We start from the raw sequence: 14,022 nt of genomic DNA, 5'->3' as shown, positions 1-14,022 counted from the left end.
CTCGCGGTGCCGGAAACGGTGCCAACTGAAGCAAAGAGGTTAGAAAAATGCCACGTCGTCGCGAAGTCCCCAAACGTGAAATCCTGCCGGATCCCAAGTACGGCAATGTCGAGCTGTCCAAATTCATGAACGTGATCATGGAAGGCGGCAAGAAGGCTGTTGCCGAGCGCATCATCTACGGCGCGCTCGACTTCATCGAGAAGAAGAACCCGGACAAGGACCCCCTCGAAGCGTTCACCGTTGCCATCAACAACGTGAAGCCGATGGTCGAAGTGAAGTCGCGCCGCGTCGGCGGTGCGAACTACCAGGTGCCGGTTGAAGTCCGCCCCGTCCGTCGCCTCGCCCTGTCGATGCGCTGGATCAAGGAAGCCGCCCGCAAGCGCGGTGAGAAGTCGATGGCCCTGCGTCTGGCCAACGAACTGATGGAAGCCACGGAAGGCCGTGGCGGCGCAATGAAGAAGCGCGACGAAGTGCACCGCATGGCAGAAGCCAACCGCGCATTCAGCCACTTCCGCTTCTAAAAACCAAACTTCGCTTGGGCGTTGGGTGTCGGGTGACGGGTGCAAGGCCCGTTCTCGAGGCCCAGCGCTCAACGCATTTAACCCGAAAGTAAATCATGTCCCGCAAGACCCCCATCGAGCGCTACCGCAACATCGGCATCTCCGCGCACATCGACGCTGGCAAGACCACGACGACCGAACGCATCCTGTTCTACACCGGTGTGAACCACAAGATCGGTGAAGTGCACGACGGCGCCGCCACGATGGACTGGATGGAGCAAGAGCAAGAGCGCGGCATCACCATCACCTCGGCTGCCACCACCTGCTTCTGGAAGGGCATGGCCGGCAAGTTCGACGAACACCGCATCAACATCATCGACACCCCCGGCCACGTGGACTTCACCATTGAAGTCGAGCGCTCGATGCGCGTGCTGGACGGCGCCGTGATGGTGTACGACGCCGTCGGCGGCGTGCAGCCCCAGTCGGAGACCGTCTGGCGCCAGGCCAACAAGTACAAGGTTCCGCGTCTCGCGTTCGTCAACAAGATGGACCGTACCGGTGCCGACTTCCTGCGCGTCCGTCAGATGATGATCGACCGCCTGAAGGCCAACCCCGTCGTGATCCAGATCCCGATCGGCGCCGAAGAGCACTTCCAGGGCATCGTCGACCTCGTGAAGATGAAGGCGATCATCTGGGACGAGGACAAGGGCGTGACCTTCCAGTACGGCGACATTCCCGCCAACCTGGTCGACGTCTGCAACGAATACCGCGAAAAGCTCGTCGAAGCGGCTGCCGAAGCCAGCGAAGACCTGATGAACAAGTACCTCGAAGGCGGCGAGCTGAGCGAGGAAGAGATCAAGAAGGCCCTGCGCCAGCGCACCATCGCAGGCGAAATCCAGCCGATGCTGTGCGGCTCGGCCTTCAAGAACAAGGGCGTGCAGGCCATGCTCGACGCTGTCGTCGAATACATGCCCTCGCCGCTGGACATCCCGCCGGTGGCTGGCGTGTCGGAAGACGAAACGCCCACGACCCGCAAGGCAGACGACAACGAGAAGTTCTCGGCCCTGGCATTCAAGCTGATGACCGACCCGTTTGTGGGCCAGCTGACCTTCGTGCGCGTCTACTCGGGCGTGCTCTCGAAGGGCGACAGCGTCTACAACCCCGTGCGCGGCAAGAAGGAGCGTATCGGCCGTATCGTGCAGATGCACGCCAACAACCGTGAAGAAGTCAGCGAAATCCGCGCCGGCGACATCGCAGCCTGCGTGGGCCTGAAGGACGTGACGACCGGTGAGACGTTGTGCGATCCGGAAGCCGTCGTGACCCTCGAGCGCATGCACTTCCCCGAGCCGGTGATCCGCCAGGCCGTGGAGCCGAAGAGCAAGGCCGACCAGGAAAAGATGGGTATCGCACTGGGCCGCCTGGCACAGGAAGACCCCTCGTTCCGCGTCAACACCGACGAAGAATCCGGCCAGACCATCATCGGCGGCATGGGCGAGCTCCACCTCGAAATCATCGTGGACCGCATGAAGCGCGAATTCGGCGTGGAAGCCAACGTGGGCAAGCCGCAGGTGGCCTACCGCGAAACGATCCGCAAGACCGTCGAGGAAGCCGAAGGCAAGTTCGTTCGCCAGTCGGGCGGCAAGGGCCAGTACGGTCACGTGGTGCTGAAGATCGAACCCCAGGAAGCCGGCAAGGGCTTCGAGTTCGTCGACGCCATCAAGGGCGGTGTGGTTCCTCGCGAATACATCCCCGCGGTCGAGAAGGGAATCGTGGAAGCGCTGGGCCAGGGCGTGCTGGCGGGCTACCCCGTCGTGGACGTCAAGGTCACGCTGCACTTCGGTTCGTACCACGACGTGGACTCGAACGAAATGGCGTTCAAGATGGCCGCGATCTTCGGCTTCAAGGAAGGTGCCCGCAAGGCCAACCCCGTGATCCTCGAGCCGATGATGGCCGTGGAAGTGGAAACGCCCGAAGACTACGCCGGCAACGTGATGGGCGACCTGTCGTCCCGCCGCGGCATGGTGCAGGGCATGGACGACATGGTCGGTGGCGGCAAGGCCATCAAGGCAGAAGTGCCGCTGTCGGAAATGTTCGGCTACTCGACCACGCTGCGCTCGATGTCGCAAGGCCGTGCAACGTACACGATGGAGTTCAAGCACTACGCCGAAGCTCCGCGCAACGTTGCCGAAGCCATCGTGGCCGCTCGCGCCAAGTAAGCTTTTCAAGAACGTCGGGTCATGCAGTGCATGGCCCTTCTTGTCTGCGATCCGGTGCCGCCCTGTTCCCGTGCGGGGCGAACCAGCAACCGGATGCAGACATAAAACCAATACACGGGACTGCTCTTTCAAGGATTGAAAAATGGCAAAAGGTAAATTCACCCGCACCAAGCCGCACGTGAACGTGGGCACGATCGGTCACGTCGACCACGGCAAGACCACGCTGACGGCTGCGATCGCAACGGTGCTGTCGTCGAAGTTCGGCGGCGAAGCCAAGGCCTACGACCAGATCGACGCTGCGCCTGAAGAAAAGGCACGCGGCATCACGATCAACACCGCGCACGTCGAGTACGAAACGGCCAACCGCCACTACGCACACGTCGACTGCCCCGGTCACGCCGACTACGTGAAGAACATGATCACCGGCGCTGCCCAGATGGACGGCGCGATCCTGGTGTGCTCGGCCGCCGACGGCCCGATGCCCCAGACCCGTGAACACATCCTGCTGGCTCGCCAGGTGGGCGTGGGCTACATCATCGTGTTCCTGAACAAGTGCGACATGGTCGACGACAAGGAACTGCTCGAGCTGGTCGAGATGGAAGTCCGCGAACTCCTCGACAAGTACGAATTCCCCGGCGACGACACCCCCATCATCCACGGCTCGGCCAAGCTGGCCCTGGAAGGCGACAAGGGCGAACTGGGCGAAGGCTCGATCATGAAGCTGGCCGAAGCCCTGGACACGTACATCCCGACGCCCGAGCGCGCCGTGGACGGCACGTTCCTGATGCCCGTGGAAGACGTGTTCTCGATCTCGGGTCGCGGCACGGTGGTGACCGGCGCCGTCGAGCGCGGCGTGATCAAGGTCGGTGAAGAAATCGAAATCGTGGGCATCCGCCCGACGGTCAAGACCACCTGCACCGGCGTGGAAATGTTCCGCAAGCTGCTGGACCAGGGCCAGGCCGGCGACAACGTGGGCGTGTTGCTGCGCGGCACGAAGCGCGAAGAAGTCGAGCGCGGCCAGGTGCTGTGCAAGCCCGGCTCGATCAAGCCGCACACGCACTTCACCGCCGAGGTGTACGTTCTGTCGAAGGACGAAGGCGGCCGTCACACGCCGTTCTTCAACAACTACCGTCCGCAGTTCTACTTCCGCACGACGGACGTGACCGGCGCGATCGAGCTGCCCAAGGACAAGGAAATGGTCATGCCCGGCGACAACGTCAGCATCACCGTGAAGCTGATCGCCCCGATCGCCATGGAAGAAGGCCTGCGCTTCGCCATCCGCGAAGGCGGCCGCACCGTGGGTTCGGGCGTCGTGGCGAAGATCCTCGACCTGTAATCAAGACGGGAGCAAAGGAATCACCATGGCTACCAAGCAAAAGATCCGCATCCGCCTGAAGGCATTCGACTACAAGCTGATCGACCAGTCGGCCGCTGAAATCGTGGACACCGCAAAGCGCACCGGCGCGATCGTCAAGGGCCCCGTGCCCCTGCCGACCCGCATGAAGCGCTTCGACATCCTGCGTTCGCCGCACGTCAACAAGACGTCGCGCGACCAGCTGGAAATCCGTACGCACCAGCGCCTGATGGACATCGTCGACCCGACCGACAAGACCGTGGACGCGCTGATGAAGCTCGACCTGCCGGCTGGCGTGGACGTCGAAATCAAGCTGCAGTAATCCATTCGGCTTCGCGCCGCAAGTGCTGCAAAACCCGCCTGCAGAAATGCAGGCGGGTTTTGTGCTTTATGTCTCACGAATGTGGCATCCTCCCGTGCCGACGCCCGCCAATTTCCGAGGCGTCGGGTAGCTGAAGCGAGGGCAGCACAACTATGGGACAACGCATCTCTTTTTCGTCGGGCCTGGTTGCCTGTTTCGCGGCAGCGCTTCTGACTGCTTGCGGTGGCGGAGGAGGAGGGGGCGGCGGTGGCGGCATTCCCTTGCTCCCCCTGATTCCCACCGCGCCCGTCGCGCTGAGCGGCACTGCCACCTACGAGTCGGTGCCCAACCCCAGCGGCCGCCTCGTGTACGCCGACACCACGGTCAAGCCGGTGCGCGGCGCGTTCGTGGAAGTGCTCGATGCGGCCAGCGGCAACCAGCTTGCCACGACGGCCACCGACGAGAACGGGGCCTATTCGGTGAATGTCCAGGGCAACACGAACGTCATCGTGCGTGTGCGGGCCCAGCTGACCCGTACCGGCGCGCTCCCGACCTGGGACGTCACCGTCCGGGACAACACGCAGTCGAGCGCGATCTATTCCATGCAGTCCTCGGTGTTCTCCACGGGCAGCGCTGCGCTCACCCGTGATCTGCGCGCCGCCAGCGGCTGGGGCGGGTCGAGCTACACCGGTCAGCGCGTGTCGGGGCCGTTCGCCATCATGGACACGGTCTATACCGCGATGCAGAAGGTGATGACGGCCGCTCCGGCGACGGCATTCCCTTCGCTGAAGTTGTTCTGGAGCGTCAACAACACCAACTCCGGCGGCAGCATCGCGCTGGGGCAGATCGGCACCACCTTCTTCGTGGGCAGGAGCTCGGGCGCCGAGATCTACGTGCTCGGCAAGGAGAACGTGGATACCGACGAATTCGATGCGCCGGTGATTGCCCACGAGTGGGGCCACTATTACCAGGCCTCCTTCAGCCGCGACGACTCGACTGGCGGCGCGCACTCCACGAGCGAGCGCGTCGATCGCCGGCTGGCCTTCTCCGAAGGGTGGGGCAACGGCTGGTCGGGAATTGCGCTGGGGCGCAGCAACTATGTCGATTCGGGCGGGCCCGGCCAGGCGCAGGGCGGCAATCTCGATCTGACGAGAGGGCCGACGACCAATCCAGGGTGGTTCCGCGAATCCTCGATCCAGTCGATCTTCTGGAACCTGAACCAGCAGGTCGGGTTCAAGCCGATCCACGACACGATGACGAGTGCGCTGTTCAGGGGCGGTGCGCCGGTTACCTCGATTCACCCGTTCACTGCTGCTTTCAATGTGGTGGCGTCGGGCAATGCGCCAGCTTTGGCGGCGCTGCTGGCGGGCCAGAGCATCAACGCCGCCTCCAACGATGCCTACGGCACGCAGGAAACCAACGGTGGCGGGTCGCCGACCGTGAACTACGTGTTGCCGATGTACAACCAGGCGACGGTCGGTGCGAGCACCTCGGCTTGCGTGACGAACGCAGAAGATCCCCAGCGCGACGGAAACAAGCTCGGCAGCTTCTCCTACCTGCGCTTCACGGCACCCGCGAGCCGCAGCTACCAGTTCGCGATCACCCCGCCTGCGGGCGCCAGCCCCAATTTCGTGATCTACAGGGGTGGGGTGGTGAGCCGGAACACCAATTCGGTCAACCTGTCGGCCGGCGACCATGTTCTGGTCGTCAATGATGTCAACAACTCCGGCGCAAACACCTGCTTCGGCGTGCTGATCCAATAAGCAGCAGCGAGGAAGTCCACCATGAACCTCCGTTCCAGTCCGATGATTGCCACCGCCGCTGCACTTCTGGCGCTCGCTGCCGCTTCGGCGTGCGCAGACGGTGCCCCGGGGCAGCGCGCGGCCAGTCAGGCCGCCGCTTCCCGCAACGCAGCACCCATGACGGCTGCGGCTCGCAAGCCCAATGATTCCGGCGTGGCGATCCAGTACAGGGTCGAGGGCGCGGCGCAGGTCGGGCGCTCGGTCGCCGTCGTTCTCCAGTTCGATGGCGTGAGCGATCCTGCCGGCGCTACCGCACGTTTGACGACCGATGCGGGCCTTTCCCTGGCGACGAGCAGCAGCCTTGCCCTGCCGGCAGGCCAGAGTACTACGGCCACCGCGCGTGTCACCGTCGACCGGGAAGGCCTTGCCTACCTGAACGTCTTCGTCACGCAGAACGGTGCCATGAGCATCGTCGCCATCCCCATCCAGACCGGGGCCGCTGCGCCCGCCATGAAGGCTGCGGGCGAGATGAAATCGTCGGCGGAGGGCGAGAAGATCATCTCGATGCCGGCCAAAGAGCCGAAATAGGCTCGAAAACGCCCCGAAAACAGGCCTCCGAGGCCTGAAAGCGCCGCAATGGCGGCACTTGCACCAGGCCCGCAGCGCGGGCTATAATCGCTGGCTCTGCCCTTGTTGCGCCCGCATGGGCGCTATGCGAGCAGAGATTTATCAACCTTCTTCCGCAGTTCGGGGAAGCCCGACAAACGCTGTCGCCAATTGAAGTGGCAGCGGCGAAGGAAGCTTCCATTTTGGAGAAAACAAATGAGTCTGAGCAACTCCCTCGGGTTGCTGGGCCGCAAGGTGGGGATGATGCGTCTCTTCACCGATGACGGGGACGCAGTTCCCGTCACGGTGGTGGATGTGTCCAACAACCGCGTGACCCAGATCAAGTCCCAAGAGAACGATGGCTATGTCGCCCTGCAGGTGACGTTCGGTTCGCGCAAGGCATCGCGCGTGACCAAGCCCGAAGCCGGCCACCTCGCCAAGGCGGGTGTCGAAGCCGGTGAGATCATCCAGGAATTCCGCGTTACCGCCGATACCGCTGGTCAGCACAAGGCTGGCGGCGTGATCCCGGTGGCAAGCGTCTTCTCCGTGGGCCAGAAGGTGGACGTGCAGGGCACTTCCATCGGCAAGGGCTACGCTGGCACGATCAAGCGTCACAACATGAGCTCGCAGCGCGCGTCGCACGGTAACAGCCGTTCGCACAACGTGCCCGGCTCGATCGGTATGGCGCAAGACCCCGGTCGCGTGTTCCCCGGCAAGCGCATGACGGGCCACCTCGGCGACGTCACCCGCACCACGCAAAACCTCGACGTCTTCCGTATCGACGAAGCACGTCAACTGCTGCTCATCAAGGGCGCGATTCCGGGTGCCAAGGGTGGCTTCGTCACCGTGCGTCCCGCCATCAAGGCCAAGCCGCAGGCTGCCCAAGGAGCGAAGTAATGGAACTCGAACTCCTGAACGAACAAGGCCAGGCCGCGTCGAAGTACGACGCCCCCGAGACCGTGTTCGGCCGTGACTACAACGAAGACCTGGTCCACCAGATCGTCGTTGCTTTCCAGGCCAACGCACGCCAAGGCACTCGCGCCCAGAAGGACCGCGAGCAGGTCAAGCACTCGACCAAGAAGCCTTTCAAGCAAAAGGGAACGGGCCGCGCCCGTGCCGGTATGACTTCCTCGCCGCTGTGGCGCGGGGGCGGCCGGATCTTCCCGAACATGCCTGACGAAAACTTCTCGCAGAAGATCAACAAGAAGATGTACCGCGCCGGCATGGCGTCCATCTTCTCGCAGCTCGCTCGCGAAGGCCGTCTGGCCGTGGTCGACTCGATCAAGGTCGACTCGCCCAAGACCAAGCCGCTGGCAGCCCGTTTCAAGGCGATGAATCTCGAGTCCGTGCTCGTGATCGCCGAAGAAGTCGACGAAAACCTGTACCTTGCCTCGCGCAATCTGGTCAACGTTCTCGTGGTCGAACCCCGTTACGCCGATCCGGTGTCGCTGGTTCACTACAAGAAGGTGCTGGTCACCAAGGGTGCCGTCGACAAGCTCAAGGAGATGTTCGCATGAGCCGCGTGAACCCCACCGCCGCTGAACGTACGTTCGACGAAGGCCGACTGATGTCGGTGCTGGTCGCCCCGATTGTGTCCGAAAAGGCCACGATGGTCGGCGAGAAGTCGAACGCTGTCACTTTCAAGGTGTTGCAAGACGCCACCAAGCCCGAAATCAAGGCCGCCGTCGAACTGATGTTCAAGGTCGAAGTCAAGGGCGTGTCGGTGCTCAACACCAAGGGCAAGACCAAGCGCTTCGGCAAGTCCGTCGGCCGCCGCGACAACGTTCGCAAGGCCTATGTGACCCTGAAGGCCGGTCAAGAGCTCAACCTCGTCGGGGAAGGCGCTTAATCATGGCCGTCATCAAGATGAAACCCACTTCGCCGGGCCAACGCGGCGCGGTGAAGATCTCGCGTGACCACCTGTTCAAGGGTGCTCCTCACGCCCCCCTGCTGGAACCCCAGTTCCAGAAGGCCGGCCGCAACAACAACGGCCACATCACGATCCGTCATCGTGGCGGCGGTGCCAAGCACCACTACCGCGTCGTCGACTTCGTGCGCAACAAGGACGGCATCCCGGCCAAGGTCGAACGCATCGAATACGACCCGAACCGTACCGCCCACATCGCTCTGGTCTGCTACGCCGACGGCGAGCGCCGCTACATCATCGCCCCGCGCGGTCTGGAAGCCGGTGCAACGCTGCTGTCGGGCGCAGAAGCCCCGATCCGCGCCGGCAACACCCTGCCGATCCGCAACATTCCGGTGGGTTCGACGATCCACTGCATCGAACTGCAGCCCGGCAAGGGCGCGCAGATCGCCCGCTCGGCCGGTACCTCGGCCACGCTGCTGGCCCGTGAAGGCGTCTACGCCCAGGTCCGCATGCGTTCGGGCGAAGTCCGCCGCATTCACATCGAGTGCCGCGCGACCATCGGTGAAGTGGCGAACGAAGAGCACAGCCTGCGCCAGCTCGGCAAGGCCGGTGTGAAGCGTCACATGGGTATCCGCCCGACCGTCCGCGGCGTGGTGATGAACCCGATCGACCACCCGCACGGTGGTGGTGAAGGCCGTACCGGCGAAGGCCGTCATCCGGTCGATCCGTGGGGCAATCTGACCAAGGGTTATCGGACCCGCAACAACAAGCGCACGCAGGTATTCATCGTGTCGCGTCGCAAGAAGTAAGGGATAGCCAATGACTCGCTCTCTCAAGAAGGGTCCGTTCGTCGACCACCACCTCGTGGCCAAGGCCGACAAGGCCGTGACGACCAAGGACAAGAAGCCGATCAAGACCTGGTCGCGCCGCTCGATGGTTCTGCCCGAGTTCATCGGCCTGACCATCGCCGTGCACAACGGCAAGCAACACGTGCCTGTGTACATCACCGACCAGATGGTCGGCCACAAGCTCGGCGAATTTGCGCTCACCCGCACGTTCAAGGGGCACCCCGCGGACAAGAAAGTCCAGAAGAAGTAAGGAACGACCATGTCTGAAACACGTGCAGTCCTCCGCGGTGTCCGCCTGTCGGTCGACAAGGGCCGTCTGGTCGCTGACCTCATCCGCGGCAAGAAGGTCGATCAAGCGCTCAACATCCTGCAATTCACGCAGAAGAAGGCCGCTGTGATCGTGAAGAAGGTGCTCGAATCGGCTATCGCCAACGCCGAGCACAACGACGGTGCCGACATCGACGAACTGAAGGTCAAGACCATCTACGTCGAGCAAGGCGCCACGCTCAAGCGCTTCACGGCGCGCGCCAAGGGTCGCGGCAATCGCATCAGCAAGCCCACGTGCCATGTGTACGTGACGGTTGGCAACTAAGCCTGGAAGAAATATGGGACAGAAAATCCACCCAACCGGCTTCCGCCTGGCGGTTACCCGTAATTGGTCCAGCCGCTGGTACGCAAGCGACCGCGATTTCGCGGGCATGCTGGCCGAAGACATCAAGGTTCGCGAGTACCTGAAGAAGAAGCTGAAGAACGCTTCGGTCTCGCGCGTCATGATCGAGCGTCCCGCCAAGAACGCACGCATCACGATCTTCTCGGCTCGTCCGGGCGTCGTGATCGGCAAGAAGGGCGAAGACATCGAGAACCTCAAGCGCGAACTGGGCAAGCAGCTCGGCGTGCCGGTTGCGGTCAACATCGAAGAAGTGCGCAAGCCCGAAATCGATGCGCAGCTGATCGCCGACAGCATCACGCAGCAGCTCGAAAAGCGGATCATGTTCCGCCGCGCCATGAAGCGCGCCATGCAGAACGCCATGCGTCTGGGTGCCCTGGGCATCAAGATCATGTCGGCTGGCCGCCTGAACGGCATCGAAATCGCTCGTACCGAGTGGTATCGCGAAGGCCGCGTGCCGCTGCACACCCTGCGCGCCGACATCGACTACGGCACCTCCGAAGCCAAGACGACCTACGGCGTCATCGGCGTGAAGGTGTGGGTCTACAAGGGCGACACGCTGGGTCGCAACGACCTGCCCGCCGTCGAGACGCCGCGTCCTGAAGAAGAACGTCGCCCGCGTGGTCCCCGCCGCGATGGCCGCCCTGGTGGCGACCGTCCGGGCAGCGACCGCCGTGGCCCCGGCCCGCGCGCCGGTGCCCGCGGTCCGATCGGTGGCAACACCGCTCCGGCCGATGGCAGCGACAAGCCCGCAGAAGCAACCGGCGGTGCCGGTGCAGACTCGAAACCCGCCGTTAAGCGCGTCCGCAAAGCCGCGCCCGCTGCAGCAGCGGACGGTGCCAAGGCCGAGTAATCGGTCGCTCCCGGGCGCGCAAGCGCCTGGGGCCCTCACGGAGTAACAAAACATGCTGCAACCTGCACGCAGAAAGTTCCGCAAGGAACAAAAGGGCCGCAACACCGGCATCGCAACCACGGGTAACTCGGTTGCGTTCGGTGACTTCGGTCTCAAATGCACCGACCGCGGCCGCCTGACGGCGCGCCAGATCGAAGCCGCTCGCCGCGCGATTTCGCGTCATGTGAAGCGCGGTGGCCGTATCTGGATCCGCGTGTTCCCCGACAAGCCGATCTCGACCAAGCCCGCAGAAGTGCGGATGGGTAACGGCAAGGGCAACCCCGAGTACTACGTCGCCGAAATCCAGCCCGGCAAGATCGTGTTCGAGATCGTCGGCGTGCCCGAAGAGCTCGCCCGCGAAGCGTTCCGCCTGGCTGCCGCCAAGCTGCCGCTGCGCACGACGTTCGTCGCTCGCCAGCTCGGCGCCTGAGAGGAGAACATCCATGGCAACACGTAAGAAGAAGGAAACCGCGGCTCCGGCCAAGGTGACGAAGGCCGCAACCCTGCGCACGAAGGACGTCGCAGGCCTGCAAGCCGAAATCAAGGATCTGCAGAAGGCCCACTTCGGCCTGCGCATGCAGAAGGCCACGCAACAGCTGTCGAACACCTCGACGCTGCGCGTGACCCGCCGCGACATCGCGCGCGCCAAGACCATTCTTGCCCAGAAGCAGCAAGAAGCCCAAGCCGCCAAGTAAGGAGTGAACATGACGGAAGCTAAAAAATCCCTCAAGCGCACCTTGATCGGCAAGGTGGTCAGCGACAAGCGCGCGAAGACCGTGACGGTGCTGGTCGAGCGTCGTGTGAAGCACGAGCTCTACGGCAAGATCGTGGCCAAGACGAGCAAGTACCACGCCCACGACGAAAAGGGCGAGTACAAGCTGGGCGACACCATCGAGATCACGGAAAGCCGTCCGATCTCGAAGACCAAGAACTGGGTCGTGACCCGTCTGGTCGAGAAGGCCGTCCTGGTCTGATCAATCATTGGAGCCCCCAGGGGCATCCAATCCGGAAACGGCCCACAATGTGGGCCGTTTTTCTTTTTCAGGAGCACATTCAATGATCAAAGTCGGCGACACCCTTCCCTCGGCCACCCTGCAGGAATACTCCGAAGTCGAGGGCGAAGGCTGTAGCATCGGCCCGAACCCCGTGGACGTGGCCAAGGCGACGGCTGGCAAGACCATCGCGCTGTTCGCGCTGCCCGGCGCCTTCACCCCCACCTGTTCGGCCAAGCACGTGCCGGGCTATGTTCAGCACTTCGACGACTTCAAGGCCGCTGGCGTGGACGAGATCTGGTGCGTCAGCGTGAACGACGCCTTCGTGATGGGCGCCTGGGCGCGCGACCAGAAGACCGGCGCCAAGGTTCGCATGCTGGCCGACGGCAGCGCCGACTTCGCGAAGGCCACCGGCCTCACGCTCGACCTGACCGGACGCGGCATGGGCCTGCGCAGCAACCGCTACTCGATGCTGGTGAAGGACGGCAAGGTCGCGACGCTGAACGTCGAGGCACCGGGCAAGTTCGAAGTGAGCGACGCCGGCACGCTGCTGGCCCAGGCCCGCGGCTGAGGCCGACGGGTCAGAGATCTACTTTCAAGTAGTGAGCCCCGGCGACGGGGTTGTGATAGTAGGGCGGTACCTCCACGAAACCCAGGTCTTCGTAGAGCGCCCGGGCCGATTCCATGTCGTCGAGGGTGTCCAGCAGCACGCAGCCGTAACCCGCGCTGCGTGCGGCATCGAGGATCGCCTCGGCCAGCTGGCGGCCCAGCCCGAGGCCGCGGAAGCCGGGGCGCACGTACAGGCGCTTCATTTCCGCCGCGTTCGCGTAGTCCGCGTTGTCCAGCGGACGCAGCGCGCAGCACCCCGCCACATGGGCCAGCGTGCCGTCGGCGCGCTGCAGCGTCGGAGCCCGCCGTCCGGCGTCTTCCTTGACGTTCGCGGGATCGACCAGCGCAAGCAGCAGCGTGCCGCGCGGCTCGGCGTATTCGCCGGGCAATTGCGCCAGTTCGCCGTCGAAATCTTGGAAATCCAGGTCGATGCCCAGCGAAGCCGCGTAGTCACGGAAGATCGTGCGTGTCGCCTCGATCTCGTGGGCCTCTTCGGGGGTGAGCAGCACCACCGCCGGCATGGCCGACAGCGGCAGGGGGCGTGAAACAGAGAAGCTCATACGCGCAACGAGGAAATCCACCAGGCCACGCCCGCGCATAGCGCGAACAGCACCAGCGCCAGCCAGCGCGAGGCCGCATCGTCGCGGCTGGGCGCCACCTGGCCGCTTTCGGAAGGGACCAGCTTGTCGCCCGATACCATCGGCCGCACCAGGCGGTGCCGCTTGATGAGCACGTAGAACAGCACGGCCAGCACATGCAGGCTCGCAAGGGCGATCACGATCCACTTGCCCTGCGCCTTGTGCCAGCCGGTGGCCATGCCAACGATCTCGCCGGAGACGAAGCGGGTGAGCGGCCCCGAGGCCGAGATTTCGTCGTCCGCCATCAGCCCGGTCGCGACCTGCAGCACCAGGATGGCCAGCACCGCAAACACCGACAGCGCGCCCAGCGGCGTGTGCCCGATCAGGTGGTCCGGATGCGCCCGGCCGCGCAGGTAGGCCGCCAGCGAGCCCGGCCCGTAGACGAAAGCCCCGAAGCGCGACCAGCGTCCGCCCATGAAGCCCCAGAGCAGCCTGAAAAGCAGCAGCGCCAGGACCGTGTAGCCGATGCGGAAGTGCCACTCCATGGCCCCGTTCAGGCCGGTGCCGATCATGCCGACGACGGCGATGGCCAGCGCCCAGTGGAAAAGGCGCGTCGGCAGGTCCCAGACCCGGGTGCGGGCGCCGGGGCCGGGGGCCGCGCGAAAGGCGGCCACGGAGGTGTCGGTCATCGAGGAAGGCGCTGGGGGGCGCGGTGCTGCGGAAGGCGCAGATTAGCAAAGTCCGGGCCCCAGGCCGCTTCGGGTTGTTGCTATGCGGCCGGTACGGCCCGCCCCTACACTCGCCCGCAGCGCCGCGCACGATGGCGTTTTTTCCCCACACGAGGATCACC

19 protein-coding genes are annotated in these 14,022 nt (G+C 64.0%); 17 read left to right on the top strand and 2 right to left on the bottom strand.

Annotation, left to right across the window (positions count from 1 at the left end; translation table 11 throughout):
• Nucleotides 1-47 precede the first annotated feature (47 nt).
• The 17 genes from rpsG (at nt 48) to ABL838_RS29005 (ending at nt 12,556) form a co-directional block, all read left to right on the top strand.
• Nucleotides 48-521, top strand: a complete 474-nt coding sequence (gene rpsG / locus ABL838_RS29085) for a 30S ribosomal protein S7 (RefSeq protein WP_007829591.1) — start codon at nt 48-50, stop codon at nt 519-521.
• A 95-nt stretch (nt 522-616) separates the two neighbouring features.
• A complete protein-coding gene (gene fusA / locus ABL838_RS29080) occupies nt 617-2,716 on the top strand; it encodes an elongation factor G (RefSeq protein WP_126025518.1) in 2,100 nt (699 codons plus the stop codon).
• A 142-nt stretch (nt 2,717-2,858) separates the two neighbouring features.
• On the top strand, nt 2,859-4,052 hold the full coding sequence (gene tuf, locus ABL838_RS29075; protein ID WP_093210122.1) for an elongation factor Tu: 1,194 nt from the start codon (nt 2,859-2,861) through the stop codon (nt 4,050-4,052).
• A 25-nt stretch (nt 4,053-4,077) separates the two neighbouring features.
• Nucleotides 4,078-4,392: a 30S ribosomal protein S10 gene (gene rpsJ, locus ABL838_RS29070; protein ID WP_007838118.1), complete on the top strand. Its 315-nt coding sequence runs from the start codon at nt 4,078-4,080 to the stop codon at nt 4,390-4,392.
• Between the two features lie 152 nt (nt 4,393-4,544).
• On the top strand, nt 4,545-6,134 hold the full coding sequence (locus ABL838_RS29065; protein ID WP_418123105.1) for a hypothetical protein: 1,590 nt from the start codon (nt 4,545-4,547) through the stop codon (nt 6,132-6,134).
• Between the two features lie 21 nt (nt 6,135-6,155).
• Nucleotides 6,156-6,701, top strand: coding sequence for a hypothetical protein (locus tag ABL838_RS29060; RefSeq protein WP_184642143.1), 546 nt, complete (start codon nt 6,156-6,158; stop codon nt 6,699-6,701).
• Nucleotides 6,702-6,935: 234 nt separating this feature from the next.
• The gene (rplC, locus tag ABL838_RS29055; RefSeq protein ID WP_126025408.1) at nt 6,936-7,616 is read left to right on the top strand and encodes a 50S ribosomal protein L3; all 681 of its coding nucleotides are present in this window, start codon (nt 6,936-6,938) and stop codon (nt 7,614-7,616) included.
• Nucleotides 7,616-8,236, top strand: coding sequence for a 50S ribosomal protein L4 (gene rplD / locus ABL838_RS29050; RefSeq protein WP_019657681.1), 621 nt, complete (start codon nt 7,616-7,618; stop codon nt 8,234-8,236). The genes rplC and rplD overlap by 1 nt, the downstream gene beginning before the upstream one ends.
• On the top strand, nt 8,233-8,568 hold the full coding sequence (gene rplW, locus ABL838_RS29045) for a 50S ribosomal protein L23 (RefSeq protein WP_126025407.1): 336 nt from the start codon (nt 8,233-8,235) through the stop codon (nt 8,566-8,568). The genes rplD and rplW overlap by 4 nt, the downstream gene beginning before the upstream one ends.
• A 2-nt stretch (nt 8,569-8,570) precedes the next feature.
• Nucleotides 8,571-9,395: a 50S ribosomal protein L2 gene (rplB, locus tag ABL838_RS29040; protein WP_126025406.1), complete on the top strand. Its 825-nt coding sequence runs from the start codon at nt 8,571-8,573 to the stop codon at nt 9,393-9,395.
• A 10-nt stretch (nt 9,396-9,405) separates the two neighbouring features.
• Nucleotides 9,406-9,684: a 30S ribosomal protein S19 gene (gene rpsS, locus ABL838_RS29035; RefSeq protein ID WP_007838132.1), complete on the top strand. Its 279-nt coding sequence runs from the start codon at nt 9,406-9,408 to the stop codon at nt 9,682-9,684.
• A gap of 9 nt (nt 9,685-9,693) precedes the next feature.
• Nucleotides 9,694-10,026 carry a 50S ribosomal protein L22 gene (gene rplV, locus ABL838_RS29030; protein ID WP_019657678.1) on the top strand — a complete coding sequence of 111 codons (333 nt, stop codon included), beginning with the start codon at nt 9,694-9,696 and terminating at the stop codon, nt 10,024-10,026.
• A 13-nt stretch (nt 10,027-10,039) separates the two neighbouring features.
• Nucleotides 10,040-10,954 carry a 30S ribosomal protein S3 gene (gene rpsC, locus ABL838_RS29025; protein ID WP_126025405.1) on the top strand — a complete coding sequence of 305 codons (915 nt, stop codon included), beginning with the start codon at nt 10,040-10,042 and terminating at the stop codon, nt 10,952-10,954.
• A 52-nt stretch (nt 10,955-11,006) separates the two neighbouring features.
• Nucleotides 11,007-11,423, top strand: a complete 417-nt coding sequence (rplP, locus tag ABL838_RS29020) for a 50S ribosomal protein L16 (protein ID WP_007838137.1) — start codon at nt 11,007-11,009, stop codon at nt 11,421-11,423.
• A 55-nt stretch (nt 11,424-11,478) separates the two neighbouring features.
• Nucleotides 11,479-11,688, top strand: coding sequence for a 50S ribosomal protein L29 (rpmC, locus tag ABL838_RS29015; protein WP_026346743.1), 210 nt, complete (start codon nt 11,479-11,481; stop codon nt 11,686-11,688).
• 9 nt (nt 11,689-11,697) lie between these two features.
• Entirely contained in the window at nt 11,698-11,967 is a 270-nt protein-coding gene (gene rpsQ / locus ABL838_RS29010; RefSeq protein ID WP_015867662.1) for a 30S ribosomal protein S17, read from the top strand.
• An 82-nt stretch (nt 11,968-12,049) separates the two neighbouring features.
• The gene (locus ABL838_RS29005) at nt 12,050-12,556 is read left to right on the top strand and encodes a peroxiredoxin (RefSeq protein ID WP_126025404.1); all 507 of its coding nucleotides are present in this window, start codon (nt 12,050-12,052) and stop codon (nt 12,554-12,556) included.
• 10 nt (nt 12,557-12,566) lie between these two features.
• Here the strand turns inward: ABL838_RS29005 and ABL838_RS29000 are convergent, their stop codons facing one another.
• Together ABL838_RS29000 and ABL838_RS28995 are read right to left on the bottom strand one after the other, a co-directional pair.
• On the bottom strand, nt 12,567-13,154 hold the full coding sequence (locus tag ABL838_RS29000; protein WP_126025403.1) for a GNAT family N-acetyltransferase: 588 nt from the start codon (nt 13,152-13,154) through the stop codon (nt 12,567-12,569).
• Nucleotides 13,151-13,861 (bottom strand): cytochrome b/b6 domain-containing protein, encoded by a 711-nt coding sequence (locus ABL838_RS28995; protein WP_184642142.1) that lies wholly within the window; start codon nt 13,859-13,861, stop codon nt 13,151-13,153. Before ABL838_RS28995 ends, ABL838_RS29000 begins: the two co-directional genes overlap by 4 nt.
• Nucleotides 13,862-14,022 lie beyond the last annotated feature (161 nt).

Origin of the sequence: Variovorax sp. 160MFSha2.1 (assembly GCF_048305075.1) — a bacterium.
GTDB classification, from domain to species: domain Bacteria; phylum Pseudomonadota; class Gammaproteobacteria; order Burkholderiales; family Burkholderiaceae_C; genus Variovorax; species Variovorax guangxiensis.
This window is presented reverse-complemented; position numbering and strand designations above follow the sequence as displayed.